Here is a 24,282-nt window from a genome sequence, read left to right as displayed (position 1 = left end):
CGTTAACTATAACCAGGAAGACAGCAACCATCAATATTTAGAATAGTCTTCAATGGCTTCGTCTTTTGATAACCGTTCAAAATATTCATCCGTTTCGATAGGAACACCCTCATATTGCGGCCCCAACTTAAATCGATTATAGTAACTGCTATCTTCTTGAGGATGGGAGTCAGTCATGAAGACGTGAGAAGTGCCGTGAGGGAAATAATAATGGAGCCACCAATTATCATTTGGCGGGTTCTGTTCGTTTATTTCTCCGTATATATCACCTTTAAAATGAGTAACAAATTCATTATCAATACTTAGAGGGAAACTCGTGAAGGTTCTATAGTTTATGAAATCCACACTTCCTGAAATTGTAAGAGAAATGACGAGTGTATCATCATAAAAAGAAGAAGGATAATAGAGATACAGCTCTCCTGCTCCCATTTCATTTGGTTCTATTGTAAAGGGCTTACCTAAGTGTTTAATGACTTCCTGCTTGGAAGACCATAAAGTCACTCCTTGAAAATAGACTTTTCCATGTTGTAATGTAATGGGAACTTCCGGTTGTCGAAAGTCATTGTCTATCTGCCTTGCCAAAAATACTGAAAAATGCTGGCGGGATAAAATTTCTTGAGGATGAAAGGTATTATCCTGAAAGCCCTTGGTTATTCTATGGTGAATCAGAGTACTGACATAATCATGCGCCCAATGGGAAGCTGGCATATCTTTAAAATCATTTGAATTCATTCCTGACAAGTCATAAGCCTTTACAAGGATTTTGGCCATTTGCCCTCTTGTCAAAGAACCCCAGAGGTCGAAGTATCTGCTGCCATCTTCCGCCGTTTTACCTTCTATCCAACCCATTTCTAGCGCTTTGGCAATTTCGCCATATCCATAGTCACCTCTTGATACATCCGTAAATCCTGGATCAGCCGCATCTGAAAAATCTGTGATCCCTTTTTCTCTTAAAATCATTTGGACTGCCTGGATTCTCCTCACAGGGTTTTCCGGCTTGAAAGTATCTCCGTATCCTTTAACAACCCCTGAGTCTGCTAAATAATTAATCTCTTTTTTGTATAATTGAACATCATTGAATCCCCCAGAAGCACTTACAGAAAAACAGCAAGAAAACATAAGAACAAAACTCAATCCAAAAAGTAATAATAATTTTTTCATTTATTACCCTCCCTTTAATATCATACCCATTGACACGAAAAAAGATGACAGAAATTTTACGATTATTAAATTCTTATTGCGGATTTTAAAGGTAGCATTAAGAGGGCAGATTTAATGAAGATAGGGGATGAAATACAGTTACATTGAAGAAGGGAGGGTGCTGATTAATCAGGGGAGCATGGTCAAGAGATAACAGGATGCAAATGAAATAAAAATGTAACGACTACTTAGAAAGACAAAAAACCACCCGCTGCTGAAGCGGGTGGATAAATCATTATACACTTTTTTTCTCTTTTTTCTCATAGGAGACACGTTTTCTCATGAAAAAATTGGCAGGTGATAACGAAACGGCCTTTTTAGGCAGCTTGCCGAAAATGATTCCAGGATAAATGAAGAATCGGTGTACCATCCAAATAATGAGGTAGCAGGCTGTTAAAGTGACGACATATCTTAAAAGAACTTCCACATGGAAAAGATAATTGCTGTGAATAGGGATGAACTTGCCTGCCTCTCTTAAGACTATGGGATGCAGCAGGTAAAAACCGAATGAATAAAAGGCGATATTCCGAACGATAATCATCACCCTGTCGGATACTTTATCCTCAAGAATCTCGGCTATTCTAAATAGAAAATAGCTTCCCGCGGTCAGATAAACCACTTCTATCATTACATAATAGAGGCCATCCAGACGGAAGGCGTTAATGGTGTAAAGATAATAATAAAGCAGTGATATTGCGGTGCCGAAGATGAAGAAAACAACACCGTAGAGGATTGTCGACTTAAAATTGTAAACCCTCTGTTTCTGCTCTTGATAATACATGCCGATCCAGCCCCCCAATAAATAAGGGCCAAGCATGCTGAAGAACGTTTTAAAAGAAAAGAGATTGTAGGTAGTATTTAGATAATAATAGAGTACTTGAGCCAGAATGCCGATCAGCCACATGTACTTTCTGAAAAATAGAGATTTTTTAGCCAATATAATGAATAAGGGAAATACAAGGTAGAACTGTACAATAAGAAAGATGAAATGAAGCTGATAATAAGACTCGCCATGAAGGATTCTACTGATTACCACCGCCCATTCCAGCCCTCTGTTAATTGTAAAATGAGCATAAAGCTCGTAAAAAACGGCCCAAAAAAGATAGGGAACTACAATATACCAGACTCTTTTTTTATAGTAATCAAGGAATAAAGGAATTGATAGTTTTTTCTTAGAGTAGTTATAGAAGAATACCAATCCGGTAAGCATGATGAAAATACCGGCTTCTATTCTAATAAAGCGATTTAGGAAGTGATACTTGGCAAAAGCATCGCCATCCATCGGCAGCGTGGAAGAAAAGGTGCCGGTTACGTGAACTAGTACGACCATCATCATGGCAAATAACCGCAAGAAATAAATTGATTCTATTCTTTTCATGAGGTGATCCTCCTTTTTCCTAGGGTTTTTTGGACTCAATTAAATTGGAAGTTATTCCCGCTGTATAGGTTTGCTCTAATAAAAGAACCCAATTTATAAAATAAGTTAAATATTATAGTCTATCTTTATTAAACTGTCAATTAAATTTGATGCCGGCTTGAAGGTTATTGCTAAAGGGATTTGTTATCCAAAGACTACAAAAAGGAATTGGATAAAGAGGATAAGAACGGTGGAAAATAGTAGAGGTTAGCTAGTGTCAAAGAAATGGTAATCTGCATTATGTATACTTTCAGAGGTATGCTGCTAGATGATCAAATTGGATTCAACCAAGAGGGTGAAAAATAGAGCAAGCTGTTAAACAGCTTGCTCTACACCTGTATCATTTTAGTAAATATAGGGATAAAACTTTAGCAGCCTGTCCGCGTGTGGAGCCTTCTCTTGGCTTGAAGGAGTCTCCGTAACCGACTATAAGGTCCAGCTCTGCTGCTGCATTGATCGCTGTTTGCATTTCTTGATTGAAAATGCCTATATCATTGAAAACATTTCCTTCTGCAGGGATATAGGCTTCCCCATTCTCATATTCATTAGCACGCATTAACATCGTCACCATTTGTGCACGTGTGATTGGTCTGTTTGGCTCAAATCGAGTCGGTTTAGCCCCTTCGATAATCCCTGCTTCGTAAGCAGCTTCGATTTCTTCCTGAGTCTCTTGCTTTAAATCAACTGTATCTGTAAAAGGTGTTTTGCCGGATGCTTCTAAGTCCAATGCCCTTGTAAGCATAGAAGCAAATTGTGCACGTGTTAAAGAACCTTGAGGATTATAATACTCAGGTGTCTTTCCTTTAACAATCCCGTTGTGGGATAAGTCAAAAATGTAAGGGTTCGCCCAATGGGACAATGCTACATCTTTGAATGTTTTCGATAGTTGCATGATCCTCCCTTCGGACTTCCAATTTATTAGTCCATCTAATTGTCTTACATAATCAGCCGTTGCATCGGAGTCAATCGGCCCCATTTCTGTTTCACCGACAGCCACTTCGTGCATGCCTTTATTTGCAAAACTGAAGTCGTTGGTCGTTACGGTATAGTGCTCATTTTCTCCAATAGGTGTCCCGTCAGGAAGGGTGATATCTTCAACCTTTCCAGTCTTTGCATCATGATCAAAAGTGTAAGTATAGTTAAATCCAGCAATTGAGTAATCAAGGCCATATTGAGAAATTTGGTCATTCAGGATTTTGCGAAGCCCTTTCCCGTCTGTGGTGAATTCTTGAAGCATATTTTGAAACGGCTGAATAGTATATAGCTCGCCGAAAGTAACGGGCCCAGTGTCAAGACCCGCACGGATCCCTCCGCCATTCATAAGAGCGAAATCAGAGTCCATTGCCCATTTCATTGAATCGGCAATCATATTTCCGAGCCCATGGTCAGCATATGCTCGTTCATTAAAAGGATAACGCTGCGAGACATAGTCATATTCACTATCTCCGACTACTTCGTCTTTAACCGGAGCTATCTTTGCCTCGTACTTATCAAGGATGGCTTTCACTGCAGAATCTTCAGCAACATCATGAGTGTTATTGACAACTTTTGATTTAGTGTTTTCTCGGACAATATCACCGGTTTCAGGATCGATTTCAATGTCAACCGCTCCGAACATATTGCCATATTCCCACGCCTGGATAACCGCAACATTATCACCGATTTTGGAGTTCACCGTTTTGTGATTATGTGCGGCAAAAATGACATCAACCTCGTCATTCAATTTCGCTTCCCATTCTTTTACATCCCCTATAAGTTCCCCATCTTTTTCTTCAGCAGTATTATGGGCAAGAACAATGATAGATTCCACCCCCTGCTGAGTAAGTTCTTCCGTATAGTGATTAATGGCTTCCAGTGCATCGGCCACTACAAGGTTTTCATTGCCTTTAGCTTGTACCATACCAGGAGTAGCGGTAGTGGAAACACCGATAAAACCGATTTTCACTCCATCAATTTCTTGAATTGCGTAAGGGTTCAATATCAATTCCCCGGTGGATTTGTCATATACATTAGCCGCAATAATTGGGAAATTCATTCCGTTGTAACCTTCAGTCCCTTTTCCTTCAGGGTGTTCACCGCCATTGACCATACGCTTAAATTCAGAAATTCCTTCATCAAATTCATGGTTGCCTACAGTCCCGATATCCACTCCCATAGCTTCCATAACTTCTACAGTAGGCTCATCTTGGAAAGTGGATGAAATCATAGGAGAACCGCCTATCATATCTCCGGCATGGACAATGAGAGTATTCTCATTTTGCTCTTCATAATTTTTCAGGTGTGTTGCAAGATACTGGGCGCCTCCCACCACTGTTTCTTTTGTACTGTCCCCATCAAGGTCAATAGTAGTTGTCGTATCTATTTGTCCGTGCCAGTCGTTCAAACTCAGAAGTTGTACCTTAATGTTCTCCGTTTCGGCTTTCGCAGGAATAGAAGGAAAGAGGGCGTTGAACGAACCAGCAGATAGAACAAGAGCTGCGGTAAGACCAACTAACTTTTTTGAATTATTAGGCATGTTTTTTCTCCTTTGGTATTAGTTTTATTAACATCTTAAAGTCTAACATTCTATTTTTAAAAGTCTGTAAATTTATTTCGAAAGGTTTGTAAATTTAAGAGTTTAGAAGGCTTGATTTGAGCCAGGTCCAAAAAGGGAGAGCTGATCCTGACTAAAAAAAAGAACACCATAGAAGTTCTATGTGTGTTCTTTTATCATCCTAATTTTCACTTAAATAATCGTGTGTCCGGTTGATCATTGCAGCAAATTGAGCACGATTTATTTTATCTGCAGGCTTGTAATAGTCCTGTTTGGTAATGATTCCAAGCTCGGCGAGATTGGTGATAGGAATATAAATTTCACTGCCTTTTGTAACATCCTTGAAACGGTAAGGGACATCAGTTATGGAACGGCTGTCCACGTTCAATGCCCGAGCCAGTATTAATGCCATTTGCCCCCTCGTAAGACTGTTCTCAGGATAAAAGTGGTTATTAGGATACCCTTTGATCACCTGTTCATTGGAAGCTGCCAGCATTGCCAGATTGATGGCATTTACTTCATCTGATACATCCGTAAATGGGGATGTAGTTTCTTTGAGTGTTTCCCATCTGAATAACCGGTTAAGCATCATTGTAGCATGTCTCCTGGTGATATAATCCGTTGGCTCGAATCGGTGGTTATCATGTCCGTGGATATATCCGTAAAAGGAAGACTTTATAATATCATTATAAGCCCAGTAGGCTGCAGGAACATCTAAATAGTCGGACTCACTGTATTTAGGATTATTTAAATAGGTATAATCCATTCCGTACACATGGCCATTATCTACAATTAATGTGAGAATCTTTGACTTGGATTTGGATGAAGAAGGGGCCAAAGACACATCTTCTAATACTGAATTCACAGTTGAGTGTACAACCAACTCTTCATTATTGAATACATACAGTTCCTTCCCTGCCATTTCGTTTGAAAGAGAAAGCAGATAACCAGTTTTCGTATGAGGCTGTGCTTCCCTGGCATCTAACCATTCGAGTGGCTTGGCGGCATGCTGGTCATAAATCTTGGAGTAATTGATGATACCGGTGCCGCTGTAAATGTCAAACCCTTTGGAAAGGATGTCATCAGTAGAATAGGACAACAGATTTCTTAATTCTGTCACTGATATATCAGGGTGTTCATGCATGATAAGGGCAGCCGCACCGGTTACAATGGGTGCGGCCATCGATGTACCTGTCATTTGTTTATAAGAGTTATTAAGGTATGTACTATATATCCCCTGTCCTGGAGCGCTGATATCGACTTCCCAGCCATAATCAGAAGAGTTCACCTTCCTTAACCGGTCATCAACAGATGCGGTTGTATAAACATATGGGTACGAAGCGGGAAAAACCCTCTCTGTAGAGATGTTATAATTTCCAGCTGCCGCTACAATCATTACACCATTCAGGTAGGCTTTTTTTATGGCGTCCTCCAGCATGATTGTTTCGCCTTGGCCGGACAAACTCAAATTTACAATATCTATATTCATGTGGATGGCACCTTCAATTCCCTGGCTGATTTCAAAGTCTCCGCCTGTACCAACATCATCAAGGACCTTAAAGGGAATGATATCGACTGGAGCATTTCCGGTAACACCAGAAATACCGATGCTGTTATTGCTGCATCCGGCTAATATCCCCGTCACATGGGTGCCATGACCATATTGATCATAGGGTAGTCTGCCTGGAGTATTGTAATCCTTCCCTAGACTGTACAATATATTTCCGCAGAGGTCTTCGTGAAGGGCTGCTCCGGAATCCAAAACACCAATTCGCACATGATTCACTCCTGTTATTTGAGTTATAGAAGGAGCTGTATTCCATTTGGTTTTTGTGTTGATTTCCAGAGTGATAGATCGATAGGATTTTTCTGGAATAAGAACATCAAGTTTTTTTAAATCACCCGTATTTGTACCGATGATGCTTCCTGATGAGTTTCTGACTGTTAATGTCCACGGCCCATCTGCTGATTCAAGTTCGAGCGAAATACGGTTCAGAGTCTGGTTTATTGACGGGAAGGTGATGGCGGCAGAAGAAAGAGGCTGCCCCGAATATCTGACATTCCCGCTTGGGGTGGTTATTTCTTTATTCAGCAGTAAGTTCGACTGCGGAGTGGGGTATCGATTAACAACCGAATTAAAATGGATAGTATCAAGGTACCATTGCTCACCTAAATATGGATCATTCACTGAATTCGCAGCAGCATGCTTGATATAATTTGGTTCCACATTTAAAATATCCGGAAAATTATTAAAGAAAGATTCTTCAAAACCCCTCACTCTTAAGATAGAGTCCATCTGGGACAGGACTTTGTCCGGAAACTGATTTTTAAAGTTTTCGGCGGAAACTTCACTATTAAAATATGTAACCCATTCATGACTGTCTGCATACCCTTTTTGGCCGAAAGAGAATATTACTCCTAATGCAATAAGAAAACTGATTATATAAAACTTCAACAAATCCACCCCCTAGTAACTTTTTCCTTCTGTTATTATATCGTCAGTATACAGCTGAAATCCAACATAATATCAATAGAATAATTGATATTATTATGGTAATATTATCTAATTATAGACGGTGTCAGTGTATGATAATATATCATTAACCAGCCGAGATTCTCATATATTTCTGTGAGAGCAGAACTTTAGTGCAGCAGTAAGAAGCTGTACTTTTTTAAGTATAAATTAATTGGAATATATTTCATGTTTAATTTTCTGAAAAAGTATAAAGAGTTTTTACTTCTTTCCGATATAGAAATTGACAGATTAACGTAATAATTAGTGAAAACTGTCGAATAAGGGAAATGAAGGGAGTTTCGTTGTATGTCGGCGAAGTGGGCAAAAGCCTTTACTATGTGCCTGTTACTAGTTGGGTTTGTGTTTGGGATACAGGGTAAGGTCATGGCTGGTGGAATGTTTAATGATGTGGAATCAAGTTATTGGGCTCAATCCGAGATAAATTACTTGTCTTCCAAGGGTGTAATCGGAGGGTATGATAGATCAAATGGTACATACTTCAAGCCGGAGAATAATGTAACCAGGGCTCAGGCAGCAAAGATGCTGGTTTTATCAAAAGGGTATGGCGAATTAAAACCAAATCGTGCACGTTTTTCTGATGTTCCTTCGAATCATTGGGCAGCCGGCTGGATTGAACGGGCAGTCAGCCTGGGTTACTTTGAAGGTAAGACCAGCGGAAACTTTGATCCTGAAGGCTATTTGACCAGGTCACAAATGAGTAAGATCGTCTCAAAGGCTTTTGGTCTGGATATTGGAGCTTCTTCAGCTAAGCCGATTATTTTTGATGATATTCCTTCTGATTTCTGGGCAGCTTCTTATATCAATACACTTTATTATAATGGAATTACCGATGGCGGAATGAATAAATACAGACCGGAAAATCGCACGACACGAGCACAATTTTCAGTATTTTTAAGCCGTGCACTTTCTGATAAATATAAATTGACTGTTACAGAAAGAGCTGTAACAGAAGGGAAGGTTACTGCTTCCTCCTTAAATGTCCGAACTGCTCCTACTACAGGTTCTTCAATTGCCGGACGCCTGAATAAAGGTGACGTTGTGAAAGTGTATTCCATCGGGGGCTACTGGGCTGAAATCGAGTACAATGATAAAAAAGCCTATGTTCATAAAACGTACCTCAAGTTGGTCAATACAGGAATTAATCCTCTTAAGGACAGAATAATAGTAATAGATGCAGGCCATGGCGGAAAGGATTCAGGGGCTGTGAATGGATCTGTATATGAAAAGGATATCGTTATGGATGTAACGAACCGGGTAGCCAATAAATTGAAGACTGCCGGAGCAAAAGTTTTGACGAGCCGTTCTGAATATAATGAGTTCCTATCACTGGAGGAGAGAGTCGAGTATTCGGAAAATCGTTTTGCTGAACTTTTCGTAAGTATTCATGTCAACGCTGCGGGGTCCTCGGCGGCAAAGGGTTCTGAAACTTACTATAATAATAGTTCCAACGACAATAGTGAAGAAAGTTATAATCTGGCTAAAGAAATCCAAAGACAAATTGTCAGCATGGCTGACATGTCTGACCGCGGAACAAAAGAAGGAGAATGGTATGTCATCAAGTATCAGGAAATTCCTGCTGTGCTTGTCGAGTTAGGCTTTATTTCGAATAGTGGCGATCTTTCTAAACTCACTTCCTCCCAGTACAAAGAATGTTATGCAGAAGCCATTTATCGTGGAATCAAAAGTTATTACAGCAAATACTAGAATGATAGATGAGCGGGGGTGTCTACCTCGCTCTTTTTTTTATTCTTTTCTGCCAAAATGAATTCAGAAAGACAACACTTACCATGCTGCAAAGGAATTACCTTATCTCTAACTGTATTCCTTAATATGAAGAAACTTCACGTTTTTCATACTTTATTATCCTTCCTTCATATGCTACTCTTTATTAGATGAAAGGAAACTCTCTTTTCGACAAAACAAATCGAAATAAAATAGACGATAGGTGTAAAACAATGAAAATAGGGATAGTAGGTAATTACGGACATGATAATAACGGAGACGAAGCGATACTGGAAGGCATCTTAATCCAGCTTAGTGAAGAATATGGAATTGGCCGTGAAAGTATTGTTCTGTTCAGTAATAATCCGGAAAATACGTATGCCCGTTATAATATAGAATCACATTATTTAATCAAGAAAAAGGGGTCGATGCTAAGATCTGTGGCCGCGACTTTATCACAGCATTTCAATGAAGTGAAGAAATTGGATGTCCTCATTATGGGCGGTGGCGGAGTGCTGATGGACATGTTTAAAAGGGACACTCCGATTTACAGTACATTGGTATTTCTGGCTAAGATTTTCAGGTGTAAAGTTGCCATTTACGGAGCGGGGGCAGGTCCGATCACAACCTTTACCGGCAAGAACCTTATTAAGGGTATGATCGCCTCATCCTCAGTCATAGCAGTACGAGATGTTGAATCAAAGAGTCTTCTGCAATCATTGAGAGTAAGGAAGAAAATAGATGTCATTCCGGATCCTGCCCTTGCCTTAGGAGATGTTTCTCAAAAAAAGGAAACTCTTGAAATCAAACGGATAGGTGTAACGGTTCTTCCTTATTACAGTGCTGCCTATTGGCCAGTCAGCGATCCAACTATTTATGACAGCTATATAAATAATATGGCAGCATGTTTGGATCAGGCAGTATTGGAACATAATGTTGAAATAACCTTTTTTTCAACAAAGTTTCCTCAGGATGTTGGAGCAACTAAAGATATTTACGGGAAAATGACGCAGAAGCAAGCTGCCATTATTAATGAAGAAAATCTTCATCCTGAAGAACTGATTAAATTGTCAAGGAGTATGGACTTTATTTTAGGCACCAGACTGCACTCTCTTATCCTATCGGTTGCGGCAGGAACCCCGATAATTGGCATCGGTTATCACCCTAAGGTCCAGTCGTTCATGAAGAGAATAGGCGAACTGGATACCTATGTTTCAATGGATGAATTGGATAATGAGAAGGTGTTTGCGGATTTGATTGATACTGCAGGGAAAGACTGGTCAAGGATTCAGGAGCGTTATATTACTCTTTCTGATGAATTGAAGGAAGAAACCAGGGTTTCCAGGAAGCTTTTGAAAGATATTTTAAATTAATTTTCAGAAGTAGTGTTATGCTTCTGATATGGTAAAATAGAGAAACAGTCTAAGTATACTATATACCTTGCAGGACTATTACTTCCTGCTGGGAGGGTAGGATTTTATGAAAAAACAGGTTTTATTTATATCATCACTTGGCGGCCATCTGACCCAATTATTGCAGTTAAAGCCGATTTTCGGGTCATATGACTATCACATTATTACGGAAAAATCGATTATTACGGAAGAGCTGAGTTCTGAATATCCAATGTCATTTCTTGTTTATGGGGCAAGGAATTATCCATTTAAGTACTTCTTTAAGTTCACTTATAATATTCTGAAATCATTCTTCTTCTTTTTTAAATACAAGCCCGATGTTGTGGTGACAACTGGTGCTCATACAGCTGTGCCCATGTGCTACATTGCTAAGCTTTTTGGGAAAAAAGTTGTGTTCATCGAAAGCTTTGCTAAAACGTCGACACCCACATTATCAGGCAAAATGGTGTATCCTATTGCTGATCTGTTCATTGTTCAATGGGAGGGAATGAAGAAGCATTACCCTAAAGCCGTGCTGGGAGGGTCGATCTATTGATTTTTATTGTATTGGGAACGCATGAACTGCCTTTTACAAGACTTTTGAAAGAAATTGATTCTCTTATTGAAGAGGGTATCATTCAGGAAGATGTGAACGTTCAATCAGGGCATACTCCTTACAGGAGCCCGAATATGACATTCATTCCATTTATGACCTATGGGGAAATGGAAGATTACTATAGGAAAGCCAGGCTGATTATTACTCATGGAGGCACCGGATCTATAACATCCGGAGTCAAAATGGGCAAGAAAATGATAGCTGTTCCCCGCTGGAAAAGGCATGGAGAACATAATGACGATCATCAGCTTGAAATCGTCCGTCAATTCTATGATGCCGGCCACATCTTATATTGGGATGATGGATTTGACTTGAAGGATATCCTGAAGGAAGCAGAAACGTTTCAGCCGAGGGGATTTGTAAGCGGCAGGGAAAAGATCCTGTCTATATTAGATGACTTTATCAGAAAGAATGTTTAGCTAAGAGGGCCGGTGTTAGCTTGAAAGCAAAATCGTTGATTCAAATTATCGGGACAGTGGCCATCATTAATCTTTTATCCCGTTTTGTCGGCTTTTTCAGGGAGGTTCTGATTGGATACCATTTTGGCACATCAATGGAAGCGGACAGCGTTGTGGCGGCATATACAATTCCAAATTTCCTTTATATCGCAGCAGGGGGAGCAATTGCCACTGCTTTTATTAGTGTGTATTCGAAAACAGAGGATTCACTGCAAAAGGCCCTTAGGCAGACCATTTTCACCTATTCCTTCTTTTTCTTTCTAACAGTCAGCCTGGCCTTCTTCCTTTTTCCGCGTTTCTGGATTGATATCGTTTTTTGGGGGTTCACTGGAAAAGAAGAGGTGTTGACAGCAGAATTATTTAGATGGATGGGTATTTCAACCTTGTTTCTTGCTCTATCCATGTACTTTACAGGAATCCTGAATGTCCATAATCGCTTTAGAACTTCAGCTCTGGGTCCTCTGCTGAATAATATTTTGTTTGTGGCTGCAGCAGCAGGACTCTATAGCGTTGCCGGAATAACGGCGTATGCATATGGTGCATTGCTGGGAGCTGTCTGTATGTTTGTCCTCCTTTTTTATTCCTTGAGAAAAGAAAAACTGCTTTCGCCTGCATTTACTTGGAAGCTGCCTGAAGCCGGGGAAGGATACTTAAAGCGGTTCCTGTTTATAGCTCTTCCGATTTTGTTTGGGGGGGCTACCTTACAATTTTACTTCTTGATTCATCGGATTTTTGCTGCTCAATTAGAAGAAGGGGCCATTGCTGCACTAAATTATTCTTCAAAATTTGTACAATTGCCGCAAACGATATTGATGACGGCTGTGACAACTGTCATCTATCCCTTGATTGCTAAAACTATTGCAGCCAATAATCATAATAAATTAAATGACATCCTTAACAGAGGGATGTCCCTGATGGTATTCGTTATGGTGCCAGCGTCAATATTTGTGTTTCTATATTCCGGGGAATTAATCAAGCTGTTATTCGAATATGGCCAATTTAATCAAAACTCGACGGCCCTCACGGCAAACCTGCTTAAAATTTTGGTTGTCGGTATGCTTGCCCATGCAGCCAATGTGTATTTAACCAGATTCTTCTATGCTATGGAAAAGCCAACCTCAGCGATAACTACAGGATTGATTGCCGTGTTCGGTGTGAATATGGTCATTTCTCTGCTCTTTATTGATCAGTACGGTGAAGAAGCGATTGCTTGGGCGACAACAATTAGTGCATATGTACAGATGTTGCTCTTAATTATTCTGTTAATGAAAAGGCTGAATCTTAAACTGAAAAATGCTTGGAATTATACTAAACAGGGTGCTGTTTTTGTACTGGTATATGTTCTGCTCTTTTATGCAAAGAAGTGGATTGGTCTGCTGGAATGGAATCCGGCAGAATTACTTATCTCTGGAGTCCTGCTTGTAAGTTTAACTCTTGTTTTTGCACGATTATTCAGAGTGAGAGAGTTAGAGACATTGAAACAAATGGTGAAAAAGTAAGATGCGTTTATGAACCAGGTCTTGGACAGGCTTGGTTTTTTTTGCCTCTTTATGACTATATTTCTTTTATAACAAGGTGTTTGGGCTGGAAGGTAAGTCCGGGATGGCCAGGATTTTTACAAGTGTATATTTTAATACTAAGTAAAAAACGATAGGCGTTACTATATGACTACGTATTGGATAATAGCTTATTCCAGATAATGGTGTGTCCTTGAATATATAATGAGAGATATATAGAATGATATAGTAATATAAATTTTTTATACATAGATTGGAGGTTCATATGGTAATAAACGGAAGAAAGGTTGTTTGTGTACTATTGTCTTTGTTTTTACTTTTGCCGGCTTTAAGCATAAATGTGCAAGCTGCAAAAGAGAATCAAAACTATCTGAAAGTTACCAAACCCACAATTGTGAACGTAAACGGGGGAGGGGAAGTGCGAATTTCACCGGAAGCAGAGTTTTTTGGTGAAAGGCTTGAAGGCGGCTCCTATAAAATTTATCTCAATGGGAAAGATATGGGGCTGGCAGAAGAAAGTGTAGAAGTGATTGAGGCGAAGGAAGAAATGCCGCCATACATTCCAGAATCTTCGCTTTCCAAGGAAGTGATCCCTAAAGGTACAGTCCTTTCGTTAAATGAGGGAGAGCCCGCAATTATCTTGGAATCAGATATGGAATTGTCTGTGAATGAAGAGAAGACTCAGGTTGTAATCGGAAATAGATATTATCATCTTGAGGATCAGAATGGAGCAGAGGAGAAGCCTGTGAAAGAAGATAAGGCTCAAACGGAAACAGCTTCAGCTGAGCCTTCTTATTCATTTTCAGAAGAGCGTACCTTTACTGCTGTATCCGATCATACCTCCATTTATATTAAGAATAGCAAAGGAGAACTGATTAAGCAGGGAGAGTTAACAAAAGGCATTTCGTATCAGCTGACAAGAGAATATGGAAACTGGCTGGAACTCCAGTACGGGCCGCATAAAGCTTTCGTTTGGAAAGAGGCGGTCAGAGCAGTCTCAAAGGATGAGCTTGACGAAGTGACTGCACCTCAAGAGCAAGGGACTGTATTTAAGACCATTGAGGATATTCCCGTATACGATTTGTCTTCGGCAGAACCTTTCCAAATGGCGAAACTGGCGAAAGGAATTGAGAACCAGTATTATTCAGTAAATGGTGATTGGCTGGAACTTCATATGGCTGGTAGAAAAGGGTTTATCAAGAAAGACAGCTTAGAGGTAGCGTCCTATACTGCAGCGGCAGTCCCTGAATCGGATTATATTCAGGTTGTAGAGGCCAGCACTTCTATTTATTCAAATGAAGGAGGTTCTCTGACAAAGCTGGGGCAGGTAGAAAAAGGTGAAACATTCCGTAAGGTGAGAGAGCTGGGCAACTGGTTTGAGGTGACTGTTGGCGGAAGGGAAGCTTATGTAGGGAAGAAAGCGGTGGTATCTGCGTCTGCTGCTGAAGTTCCGTACATAAATGATACAGGCTCTATGGAGCTTGAATTGATTGATAATGCAACTGTCTATGATAACTCGAGCGGATCCCTTGTTGATATTGGATTTTTGCTAAAGGGTCAAAGCTTGGACTATATAAGCAAGACCGGAGATTGGTACATCATAGAAATGCTGGGGAGAAAAGCCTATATCCACAGTTCAGCTGTAAAACTGAACTTCACCTCTTCTGATCGTTATTTCAGGGTTGATCAGGAGAATGTATCAGTAGTAGTGAATAACAATGGCAAGTTGGAAACAAAAGGCTTCCTTTCAGAAGGAGAGGTATTCAAGAGAGTAGGGGATGCGGGGAACTGGCATGTAATAGAAATAGCTGGAATCAGGATGTATGTCTGGAAAAAGGCAACCAGTCCTGCACAAGCAGACGCATCTATCTCAGATCGATTCAGAGGTTCTGGAACATTAACACTGGAACTGGACGCTACTGTCTATGACAATTCGTCAGGAAGCCTTGTCCCTATTTCTTTTCTGCATGGAAACAAATCCTACTCTTACATCAGTAAAGCAGGCAACTGGTATAAAGTTATGGTAGCCGGCAGAGAAGGATACATTCATAAGGATGCAGTACAGGTGGATTTTGAGGATAGTGATCAATACTTCCAAGTCATTCAGGACAATGTGAAAGTTGTTAATAATGAAAATGGCAGGTTGATCGATGCAGGCTCTCTTGTAAAAGGTGAAATCTATAAAAGAGTAAAAGATTATGGCAACTGGCATTTGATTGATTTTGGGAAAGTGCAGGGCTTTGTTTGGGAAGATGCCACTATACCATATAGAGGCGGCAGCATACCTCCATTATCCGGAAGTCAGGCAAAATCTGTCTACTTTACTGCGTTGGAGCCTTTGAGTGTCTATGATAACTCAACAGGTAAATTAGTAAACATCGGTAAGATTGAAAGAGGTTCAGTGTTTGGCGTCATCAGCCAGATGGGTAACTGGTATGAGATTAACTTCTCGGGCAGGGAAGCTTATGTTTATGCTCCTGCAACAAAATTAAATGCCTCCAAGGTAGTTAACGCAAGAGAAAGAGTTTATACCTACGATGAAATGGTAAACGACTTGCACGAACTTGCAAAAATGTATCCTTCATTTACAGAATTGACGACCATTGGAAAATCTGTAGATGGAAGAGATTTATATGCACTGAAACTTGGAACAGGGTCAAAAGAGATCTTGGTAGATGCTTCAACCCACGCCAGGGAGCATATGACGACCAATATTGTCATGACTATGCTTGATAACTATGCTTATTCATATGCAACACATCAGCTTTTTGAAGGTATGAATGTAAGCAAAATTTTAAACGAGACAAGCATTTGGTTCGTGCCGATGGTTAATCCGGATGGAGTGACCCTGGTCCAAAAAGGTCATACAAGTGCGAAGAATCCTCAGGAAGTTCTGAGAATCAATAATTTGAGCACAAACTTTACTTCTTGGAAAGCCAATATCAGAGGAGTCGATATTAATCGGCAATTCCCTGCGGATTGGGAAAATATCATTAATAATACCGGAAGGCCGTCCACGAAAAATTACAAAGGGCGGGCTCCTTTAACAGAACCTGAAGCACAGGCAGTGTCCAACTTTATCTTGAGTCACGATTTCAAAGCGTTTGCAAGCTACCACTCATCTGGTCAGATTCTATATTGGTATTTCAACCAGACAGATCACTATGCAAGGGATTTTGCACTTGCAAGGAAGCTTGGCAGTATTACGGGCTATTCCCTGGTAAGTCCAATCTATAGTCCGAGTGGTGCTTCACAGGATTGGTTTATCAGACAGGAAGGAAAGCCTGGATTCACAATCGAAATTTCACCGCATGTGGTTGAAAGAGAAGTACCTTTATATTATTTCGACAGCATCTGGAACAAGAACAAAACTATAGGACTTGTCATCGCCGACGAAGCTAAGTCCTATTGATTTTTAAGGAAGATAGAGGCATGGTTTTATCACATTTACAGATGAGGTATAATAAAGTGTGTATGACTGTCTATAGGAGTGGATAATCGTGAATAAAAAAATAAAAAAAGCAATTATTCCGGCAGCCGGTTTAGGAACGAGATTCTTGCCTGCTACCAAAGCTATGCCAAAAGAGATGCTTCCAATTGTTGATAAACCTACTATTCAATATATCGTGGAAGAGGCAATAGAAGCTGGAATTGAAGATATTATCATTGTAACAGGTAAAGGGAAACGGGCCATTGAAGACCATTTTGACAGTGCTCCTGAATTAGAAAAGATGCTTGAAGAAAAAGATAAGTTTGAACTTCTGGAGAAGGTGCAGAAAGCTTCTAACTTGGTGGATATTCACTATATTCGCCAAAAGTCCCCTCTTGGCCTTGGGCATGCTGTCCTGTGTGCAAAGAAATTCATTGGGGATGAGCCATTTGCTGTGCTGCTGGGAGATGACATCGTTCAGTCTGACACTCCATGTTTAAAACAGTTGATGGATCAATATGAACAACTGGAATCCTCTGTTATCGGTGTCATGTCGGTTCCTGAGTCTCAAACACACAGATATGGAGTCATTGATCCGTTAGAACAGATGGGCCGCCTGTTTCAGGTGAAAGAGTTTGTTGAAAAGCCGAAACAAGGTACAGCTCCATCTAATCAGGCGATCATCGGCCGCTATGTTTTCACTCCGCAGATCTTTAAGTTCCTTGAAGAAAAAGAAGTGGGTGCAGGCGGGGAAATCCAACTGACCGATGCCATTCAAAAATTAAACCAGATTCAACGAGTATTTGCATATGAATTTGAAGGAAACCGCTATGATGTAGGTGAAAAGCTTGGTTTTGTTCAGACAACATTGGAGTTTGCTCTTCAGGATGATGACATAAGAGATAGCTTGATATCATCGATGAAAGACATGCTTAATAAATATGAACTGAATAATGGTTGATCTGATACAACAGCCCCGGTTAATAACCAGGGCTGTTGTTTTTGTTTTAATTATCATCTTTAAAGTGGCAAAAACGAAGATGCTTTCCGTCGTCTCTCGGAGTAGTATGACTGCAGCGAAAACCGGCTATTACTAGTTCATTGAATAAAAAAAGCTTGCAGACAAGGTCCAATTCTGGACTGCGTCTACAAGCTGTGTCTTCATCATCATCAAAGTAAGGATTTTTCACCCTTTTAGGACTCTTTTTTTCTGAATGGAATGTAGGGATCCTTCAAATAAGCAGAAAGCTTTTGATAATAAGTAATGATTGTATAACCAGTTAACAAACAGAAAACCGGTATAATACAAAAACCAAACCTTGGAATCGGTAAATAAATATTTGAGAATGCGATATAGATTATTACTCCCCAGGATAGTGCAAGTATTGCCTTATTTTTACGGAGAGTTAAAAATGCCAATAATCCTCCCAGCACTACGAGGAAGTGTTGAAGATATATCCCAAGATAGATAGGCTTTGGAAAAACATTTGAATAGTAATCGACTGTGTCAGCCTGGTTAAATAACCAAAGTGTCTTTCCGATGGTAAACCAGGAGAAGTACAGTTCGAATTCATGCCTTAGTCCACTGGCAATTCGCCATTCTGCATACTCTTTTTGCGTAATTCCAAGTTCATTTGCTTTGTCGATAAGTTCTTGAAAGTCATGCTGATAAAAAGGATCAGTCCCTCCAAGCATTGGATTTCCAGAATGAGAGGAGAACAAGTAAGGTTCACCCAAGCTTATCACATTCCTGCCTACCCATGGCCCCATAATCAAAACAGCTCCGACCATCCATAAAAGTCCGATTCGAATGGATGATTTATATCCGTGCTTGTAAATCGTAACGAGCATAGGAACGAGCAACATAGGGGCGAAGATCGGTCTGAACATAATGGTTACAGATGCTATAATTCCAAAAAGAAGATGAAGGACTTTACTGTTTCTTTCATATGCCAACAGGAGCAGAAAGAACGCTAAACAAAAAAAGAATATAGATGGAACTTCGGTCAATAAAGATCGAAAACGATGATAAGGTGTTATATAGGTTATATACAGTAAAGAGCTCATGATAGCAACTGCTTGCAATTTGAAAAGCCGTTGAGCAATGAGATATAGAAGGCCAGCAGTAGAAACGCTCATTAGCATATTGGTGATTCTTGCAAGTAATAGGTGATCAATTGTAGTCAACTTTGAAATCAAGAACACTATCATTAAGTAAATCGGCTGCCCCGGTGTAACATAGGCATCAACTGAAGAGTGATATCCATAGGTACCGTTTTCAATTAGACGCCAAGCCATTTCCGCATATTTTTTTGCATCTCTAGCTCCATATGGGTTTGTTCCCCAAGCTGGATGAGCAATTAAAAAAGCAAGGTGAATAAAGAAAGAGAAGAGTACAAGACAAATAAAAACCTTGTGCTTCTTAAAAAAATCGTACATATTCAATCTCCCTTAGCGAAATAAATTTATTTGAACTTTAACAATTATTTATTGTTTTGTTTCAATTGTTTGGAAAATAAGAAGAAGGATTCTTCGATGCAGAGAGTCGAAGAAATCCTTTTTAAAGTATCATTTTGCTATTAGAAAGACCCCTGCAATAATAAGAAACGCACCAGTCCATTGAACAGGAGTCACAGTCTCTTTAAAGATGATAATTCCTAGTACCATTCCAAGGATGTAACATAAGCTCTGGAATGGATAAGCAATGCTTAAGGGAAGTTTTGAGAGGATAACTACCCAAGCTCCCGTCGCAACTACATACAATATTCCACCACCAATAAAGTATGGGGATATTATTAGTTCTCCAAAAGCAGAAAGGTTCCAATTAGAAATGTTTGCTACGGAAAGCTTCCATAAAACTTGTCCTGTGACAAGTAATAGAATATTGGTAATCAATAATATTGGAAGTGTCATTTCTTTGTTTTCCTTTCAAGTTCTTCTTTAAGCAAGGCCTGCGATTGTGTTAAAGCAATAACCCGATCATTAATTTTAGAGATTCTTCTAGTTAAATCAAAGATGATTAAAATAAGAAACAATATGCCAAATAGGAATAAAAGGGATGGTGCATAGACGACTCCCAGAACATCAGCCATTCTCTCTAATAGAGATCTGTTAAAAATTAAGAATGCCATAGAAATACAGGTGAAGAACCAGAGGAGGGAATAGTTTGTCTCTAAGAAATTCCGCCTGACACCTTCAATGATAGCTACAAATAATATCATAATCACTATTAATGACACCCAGATAATATCCAATTATTTCACCCCTTGTTTACTTTTTGCATAAAGACTGAGAGGCTGACTTTACTCATATAATAAATTGAGCGTAAAGAATTAATTGAGGAGACTCCTCCTTGTCTTGAACTCATATTTACTGAAACTTCTTTTATTACAGCCTTTTTTCGATGTAATAGGATTAAAACCTCAGGTTCTGGATAATCTTTAGGATAATAATCACAGAACATTTTGATGACTTTTCTATTTTTAGCGCGGTAACCTGAAGTAGGGTCAGTAAACGTTTTACCAGTTAGAAGCCTCAGTATTGCTGTGAAATAAATTATTCCGATTCGACGTATCGGAGACCCTTTGTAATCAGTCTTTTTAAGAAACCTTGACCCGACTACCATATCGCATTCATTATTGATAAGAGGGTTAATCATCTCTTCAAAATCACCTATGTTATGTTGTCCATCCGCATCGAATTGTAGGGCTATCTCATATCCGTTCGCATAAGCATATCGATATCCAGACTGCACCGCTCCTCCAATACCTAGGTTTTGAGGTAAATCCAGTAGAACCACATCAAAATTTCTAACAAGGTCTGCTGTATTGTCTTTAGAACCATCATTTACTACACAAATCTCTAGATTTGTGTACTCAGCTTTTAAATCCATGAGGTTCTGTAGAGTCTTTTCTATCGCATCTTTTTCATTATATGCAGGAACAATAATGAGCGTTTTTGGTATTACCTTTAATTTGTCTTGCAAGAGTAACACTCCTTTTTTTACCGATATATATAGTATAGCTCAGTTACGTGCTGAAAAAACTATCAATGGTGCTTTTTTTGTAATAAAAGGACAGCAATATATATTTGAAACAAATGATAGAATAACACGAAACGACATATTATTCTATAATTAAATTATAAAATATAAGCCAATTTTTGGTATGAGCTGCCCCGAAATTTTTATTGAAACCTCACTCTAACAACAATATACTATATTATGTACAAGTTACAAATATTTCAATAGGAGGAAAAGATTTTGCACATCAGGTTGAAAAAGATCAAGGCTGTTATGACTCAATGTCTAATAGCGCTGTCGATTTTCTGTCTGGTCTTGCCGATTACCGCTAACGCCCAAGGTTCAACTATCCAGGCTGAAGCGGATGAAAATCTGGAAGCTCAAGAACAGAAGGCAGCTTTGAGTAAGGTTATTGCTGACGTTTCTCTGGAAAACGGGATTATATTGAAGGAAGGGCAGATTCTTTACTCGCAGTCCACTGAAGAGGGAAAAGTAAGTGTACAAATTGGACTTTTAAATCTTGAATTATCGTCTGATATATTTAAAGAAGTTGAGACTCAGGGTTACTCCGAGGATTACAAAGATTACGAGAACTTGGAGGAAGCAGGGGACAGTCTTATTACCATTCCCGCAGAAATTAACCTTTACGATGCCGTAACAGAAGAAGTGGCAGCAATCACAACAGAAGCTGTAGAATATCCTCTTGCTAATGAAGGAGATTCTGCTTATTCATTCATTCTTGGTAATAGAGAGGTCTTTGTTCTTAAGTCTGATGTAACTACTCAGGAAGATTCAGATGCTGAAAATCCTAATAAAGAAGAGAATGTGTCTGACCCTGAAAAGGAAGAATTTGATTCTCAAGAGAAAACTATAATAACTGATGAAACTCATGTTGTGGATGAAAAGCTTAAGGAAGAATCAGGGCAAAAACTGACAGAAGATGGTGCTGAGATTCTTTCAGAGGAAGAGCAACAAGCAAAGGCTTCAGCTGACAGTAAATCTACGATGACATTGACAGCACAGGAGTCATCATTGACATATGAGGAAACTGGTTATTTAATGTCCAAGACTCCTACTCTGACAATCTATGACAATAGTACAGGGAGCCTTGTTAAAGTTGGCGATATTGTTGCAGATCAATCATTCCGCATTGTATCGCAAATGGGAAACTGGATGAAAATCGAGTTTGGACTTGGATATGGTTTTGTTTGGAAAGATTCTACCGTTCCTGCTACCGGTGATAAAATCAAAAACCATTTAACCTATAGCTATTCGCCAATTTACCAAGTGCAAAGTGATGTTTATTTGTCCGTTTATGACAACACTTCCGGAAGTCTGGTGAAAATGGGTAATATTGCTCCGGGCACAGTCTATCCTATTATATCTGAAGCAGGAAACTGGCTGAAAATTGATTTCTCCGGAAGGGTAGGATACATTTACAAACCTGCCTCGAAGATCGTTTTCAATACAAGCCATAAATACTTCCAAATTACCGATAATTATCTATCAATCTACCAGAATAGAGATGGGAACCTTGTTAAGGTTGGCGCTGTTCATAAAGGCCAACAATATCCTATTGAATCAATTAGTGGTAATTGGATCAAACTTAAATTTGGTAATAGTTATGGATTTGTATGGAAAGATTCAGCAGTGCCGGCATTCAGCCACTCCATAAAAAATTTCAATAATGGCGTGGGAAATACAAACAGAGAAATTTATTCTGATCGTTATCTCTCTGTTTATGATAACACCTCGGGCCAGTTAGTTGAATTTGGTTCTATTGATCCGGGAGTAAGCTATCCGGTTATTGAAAGAGTGGGTAACTGGTACAAGATCGATTTTATCGGAAGAATCGGTTATGTTTATGAACCGGCAACCTACACTAATTTCTTATCCGGCGACCAATATTTTGAGGCAAAAGAAGAGGCTGTTATCTACGATAAGCGTAGTGGTGGAATGGAGAAAGTCGGCACACTGACACAAGGTCAAACCTTTAAACGTGTGGCAGATGCAGGAAATATGCATAAGCTGTACTTTGGGAATTATTATGGCTTTGTCTATAAGGAAGGGACCACATTAGGCTTTTCTAATAATATACAAACCAAATCAGCTGACAACACTGCAGGAGCATCAAGTGAAAAGACTTTTGTTGCATTGCAGGATGTACCCGTTTTTGATAACGGATCAGGAAGTTTAGAACAAATTGCTGTTATCCATAATGGAGAAGTTTATCCCTATAGGAGTACTACTGGAAATTGGATTGAAATAAGTATCGGCGGACATATCGGTTATGTATATAAGACCGGTGTCCAAATTGGCCCTACCCTTAAAAGCACTCAATATTCCAGTACATTTGATCAAACACTGGATACACAGTTGAAAAGGGCTCCCCAGAACGATACTACAAAGTACAAGGCTTATGTTCATTCTGGAGCGTTCACTAAAATCGAAGGTAACTTTGGTTATGTTAAAGATGTCTGGAATGTCAGGGGCGGCCCTGGGACCAACTATTGGCAACTGAACTCTTCTTCAGTGGTCGCAGTAAATGGCCCGCTTATGGATGGAGAAAAAGTTCAAATACTTGGAGAACAAACAATCACAAATTCTTCAGGAGCCAAGGAAAAGTGGTATCAAATTAACTTTTATCAAACGTATCGGCTTGATGGCAATGGTAACTACAAAACTCATTATCGTGCATTTGTGAATGCGAGCCGTACAGATGTAGCGTACTATCTGGATCCTGCAAACTTTGTGAATAACGAGAATGCAAGATTTCAATTCTTGAAGCTATCTGAATCTGCTGATGCTAATGCAGACAGAATCAATGAACTGATGCTTGCTAACAAGGGTGGCTTAACTGGTAAAGGAGCTGCTTTCGTTGAAGCAGGTAAACTTCATAATATCAATGAGATTTATCTTGTGTCCCATTCCATCCTTGAAACAGGAGCAGGGTCTTCGAGAGAATCCACATTGTTGAAAGGGTATAAGGTTACCAGTGTCAAAGGAAAACCAGTCACTGAAAGAACCGTATACAATGTTTACGGAATCGCAGCCTATGATGGTTGTCCTGGATCACCTGCTGTGTGTGCAGCTGAGTTTGCGTATGAAGAAGGTTGGTTCTCAGTGGAAGCTGCAATTATCGGCGGTGCCAAGTTTATCGGGGAAACGTATATTCATAGACCAGGAAATCAACAGGACACTCTTTATAAAATGAGGTGGAATCCTGAGATTCCAGGAACACATCAATATGCAACTGATATTGGCTGGGCAGTGAAACAGGCAGTTAATTATTTTTCTACCTATTATGCAAAGCTCGGCCTTAAACCGAAAACCTTCGATATTCCGGTTTATAGCGGAGACCCAGGTAAATAAACAAGAAGTCCCGGTCAATAATGACCGGGGCTATTTTATGTTTGCTTATAGACATTTCCTGACAGTGTT

16 protein-coding genes are annotated in these 24,282 nt (G+C 39.5%); 8 read left to right on the top strand and 8 right to left on the bottom strand.

All coding sequences use genetic code 11. The features are described 5' to 3' along the window. Nucleotides 1-30 precede the first annotated feature (30 nt). The 4 genes from AC4E8A_RS20725 to AC4E8A_RS20710 all read right to left on the bottom strand — a co-directional run bounded on the left by AC4E8A_RS20725 (nucleotide 31) and on the right by AC4E8A_RS20710 (nucleotide 7,605). Nucleotides 31-1,161 carry an S-layer homology domain-containing protein gene (locus AC4E8A_RS20725; RefSeq protein ID WP_490195670.1) on the bottom strand — a complete coding sequence of 377 codons (1,131 nt, stop codon included), beginning with the start codon at nucleotides 1,159-1,161 and terminating at the stop codon, nucleotides 31-33. A gap of 274 nt (nucleotides 1,162-1,435) precedes the next feature. After that, complete coding sequence (locus AC4E8A_RS20720) at nucleotides 1,436-2,578, bottom strand: acyltransferase (protein WP_490195669.1); 1,143 nt, start codon at nucleotides 2,576-2,578, stop codon at nucleotides 1,436-1,438. Between the two features lie 379 nt (nucleotides 2,579-2,957). Next, nucleotides 2,958-5,132, bottom strand: coding sequence for an S-layer homology domain-containing protein (locus tag AC4E8A_RS20715; protein WP_490195668.1), 2,175 nt, complete (start codon nucleotides 5,130-5,132; stop codon nucleotides 2,958-2,960). Nucleotides 5,133-5,331: 199 nt separating this feature from the next. Further along, a complete protein-coding gene (locus AC4E8A_RS20710; protein WP_490195667.1) occupies nucleotides 5,332-7,605 on the bottom strand; it encodes a S8 family peptidase in 2,274 nt (757 codons plus the stop codon). A 366-nt stretch (nucleotides 7,606-7,971) separates the two neighbouring features. Here AC4E8A_RS20710 and AC4E8A_RS20705 point away from each other — a divergent pair, with 366 nt between their 5' ends. The 7 genes from AC4E8A_RS20705 (at nucleotide 7,972) to galU (ending at nucleotide 17,781) form a co-directional block, all read left to right on the top strand. Further along, complete coding sequence (locus AC4E8A_RS20705; RefSeq protein ID WP_490195666.1) at nucleotides 7,972-9,390, top strand: N-acetylmuramoyl-L-alanine amidase; 1,419 nt, start codon at nucleotides 7,972-7,974, stop codon at nucleotides 9,388-9,390. Between the two features lie 251 nt (nucleotides 9,391-9,641). Next, complete coding sequence (locus AC4E8A_RS20700) at nucleotides 9,642-10,781, top strand: polysaccharide pyruvyl transferase family protein (protein ID WP_490195665.1); 1,140 nt, start codon at nucleotides 9,642-9,644, stop codon at nucleotides 10,779-10,781. 106 nt (nucleotides 10,782-10,887) lie between these two features. Beyond that, entirely contained in the window at nucleotides 10,888-11,355 is a 468-nt protein-coding gene (gene pssD, locus AC4E8A_RS20695; RefSeq protein WP_490195664.1) for a PssD/Cps14F family polysaccharide biosynthesis glycosyltransferase, read from the top strand. Further along, complete coding sequence (gene pssE / locus AC4E8A_RS20690) at nucleotides 11,352-11,834, top strand: PssE/Cps14G family polysaccharide biosynthesis glycosyltransferase (protein ID WP_490195663.1); 483 nt, start codon at nucleotides 11,352-11,354, stop codon at nucleotides 11,832-11,834. Before pssD ends, pssE begins: the two co-directional genes overlap by 4 nt. Before the next feature lie 20 nt (nucleotides 11,835-11,854). Then, nucleotides 11,855-13,372: a murein biosynthesis integral membrane protein MurJ gene (gene murJ, locus AC4E8A_RS20685; RefSeq protein WP_490195662.1), complete on the top strand. Its 1,518-nt coding sequence runs from the start codon at nucleotides 11,855-11,857 to the stop codon at nucleotides 13,370-13,372. A gap of 283 nt (nucleotides 13,373-13,655) precedes the next feature. Further along, nucleotides 13,656-16,802: a M14 family zinc carboxypeptidase gene (locus AC4E8A_RS20680; RefSeq protein ID WP_490195661.1), complete on the top strand. Its 3,147-nt coding sequence runs from the start codon at nucleotides 13,656-13,658 to the stop codon at nucleotides 16,800-16,802. 88 nt (nucleotides 16,803-16,890) lie between these two features. Then, a complete protein-coding gene (gene galU, locus AC4E8A_RS20675) occupies nucleotides 16,891-17,781 on the top strand; it encodes a UTP--glucose-1-phosphate uridylyltransferase GalU (protein ID WP_490195660.1) in 891 nt (296 codons plus the stop codon). Nucleotides 17,782-18,014: 233 nt separating this feature from the next. On the opposite strand, the gene AC4E8A_RS20670 is transcribed toward galU, so the two are convergent. From AC4E8A_RS20670 to AC4E8A_RS20655, 4 genes are all read right to left on the bottom strand, one after another. After that, nucleotides 18,015-19,259, bottom strand: coding sequence for an ArnT family glycosyltransferase (locus AC4E8A_RS20670; protein ID WP_490195659.1), 1,245 nt, complete (start codon nucleotides 19,257-19,259; stop codon nucleotides 18,015-18,017). 129 nt (nucleotides 19,260-19,388) lie between these two features. Next, entirely contained in the window at nucleotides 19,389-19,733 is a 345-nt protein-coding gene (locus tag AC4E8A_RS20665; RefSeq protein WP_490195658.1) for an EamA family transporter, read from the bottom strand. Continuing rightward, nucleotides 19,730-20,074: a DUF2304 domain-containing protein gene (locus AC4E8A_RS20660; protein ID WP_490195657.1), complete on the bottom strand. Its 345-nt coding sequence runs from the start codon at nucleotides 20,072-20,074 to the stop codon at nucleotides 19,730-19,732. Before AC4E8A_RS20660 ends, AC4E8A_RS20665 begins: the two co-directional genes overlap by 4 nt. 5 nt (nucleotides 20,075-20,079) lie before the next feature. Then, complete coding sequence (locus AC4E8A_RS20655) at nucleotides 20,080-20,805, bottom strand: glycosyltransferase family 2 protein (protein WP_490195656.1); 726 nt, start codon at nucleotides 20,803-20,805, stop codon at nucleotides 20,080-20,082. A 276-nt stretch (nucleotides 20,806-21,081) separates the two neighbouring features. Between AC4E8A_RS20655 and AC4E8A_RS20650 the strand changes: the two genes are divergently transcribed. Next, entirely contained in the window at nucleotides 21,082-24,213 is a 3,132-nt protein-coding gene (locus AC4E8A_RS20650; RefSeq protein WP_490195655.1) for a hypothetical protein, read from the top strand. The last annotated feature ends 69 nt before the right edge of the window (nucleotides 24,214-24,282 follow it).

It is taken from the genome of Bacillus sp. SRL337, from assembly GCF_984799155.1.
This window is presented reverse-complemented; position numbering and strand designations above follow the sequence as displayed.

Bases quoted from the DNA above. Each gene is read 5' to 3' on its own strand.
- AC4E8A_RS20725 (WP_490195670.1), bottom strand. From the start codon at position 1,161: ATGAAAAAATTATTATTACTTTTTGGATTGAGTTTTGTTCTTATGTTT.
- AC4E8A_RS20720 (WP_490195669.1), bottom strand. From the start codon at position 2,578: ATGAAAAGAATAGAATCAATTTATTTCTTGCGGTTATTTGCCATGATG.
- AC4E8A_RS20715 (WP_490195668.1), bottom strand. From the start codon at position 5,132: ATGCCTAATAATTCAAAAAAGTTAGTTGGTCTTACCGCAGCTCTTGTT.
- AC4E8A_RS20705 (WP_490195666.1), top strand. From the start codon at position 7,972: ATGTCGGCGAAGTGGGCAAAAGCCTTTACTATGTGCCTGTTACTAGTT.
- AC4E8A_RS20700 (WP_490195665.1), top strand. From the start codon at position 9,642: ATGAAAATAGGGATAGTAGGTAATTACGGACATGATAATAACGGAGAC.
- pssD (WP_490195664.1), top strand. From the start codon at position 10,888: ATGAAAAAACAGGTTTTATTTATATCATCACTTGGCGGCCATCTGACC.
- AC4E8A_RS20680 (WP_490195661.1), top strand. From the start codon at position 13,656: ATGGTAATAAACGGAAGAAAGGTTGTTTGTGTACTATTGTCTTTGTTT.
- AC4E8A_RS20670 (WP_490195659.1), bottom strand. From the start codon at position 19,259: ATGTACGATTTTTTTAAGAAGCACAAGGTTTTTATTTGTCTTGTACTC.
- AC4E8A_RS20665 (WP_490195658.1), bottom strand. From the start codon at position 19,733: ATGACACTTCCAATATTATTGATTACCAATATTCTATTACTTGTCACA.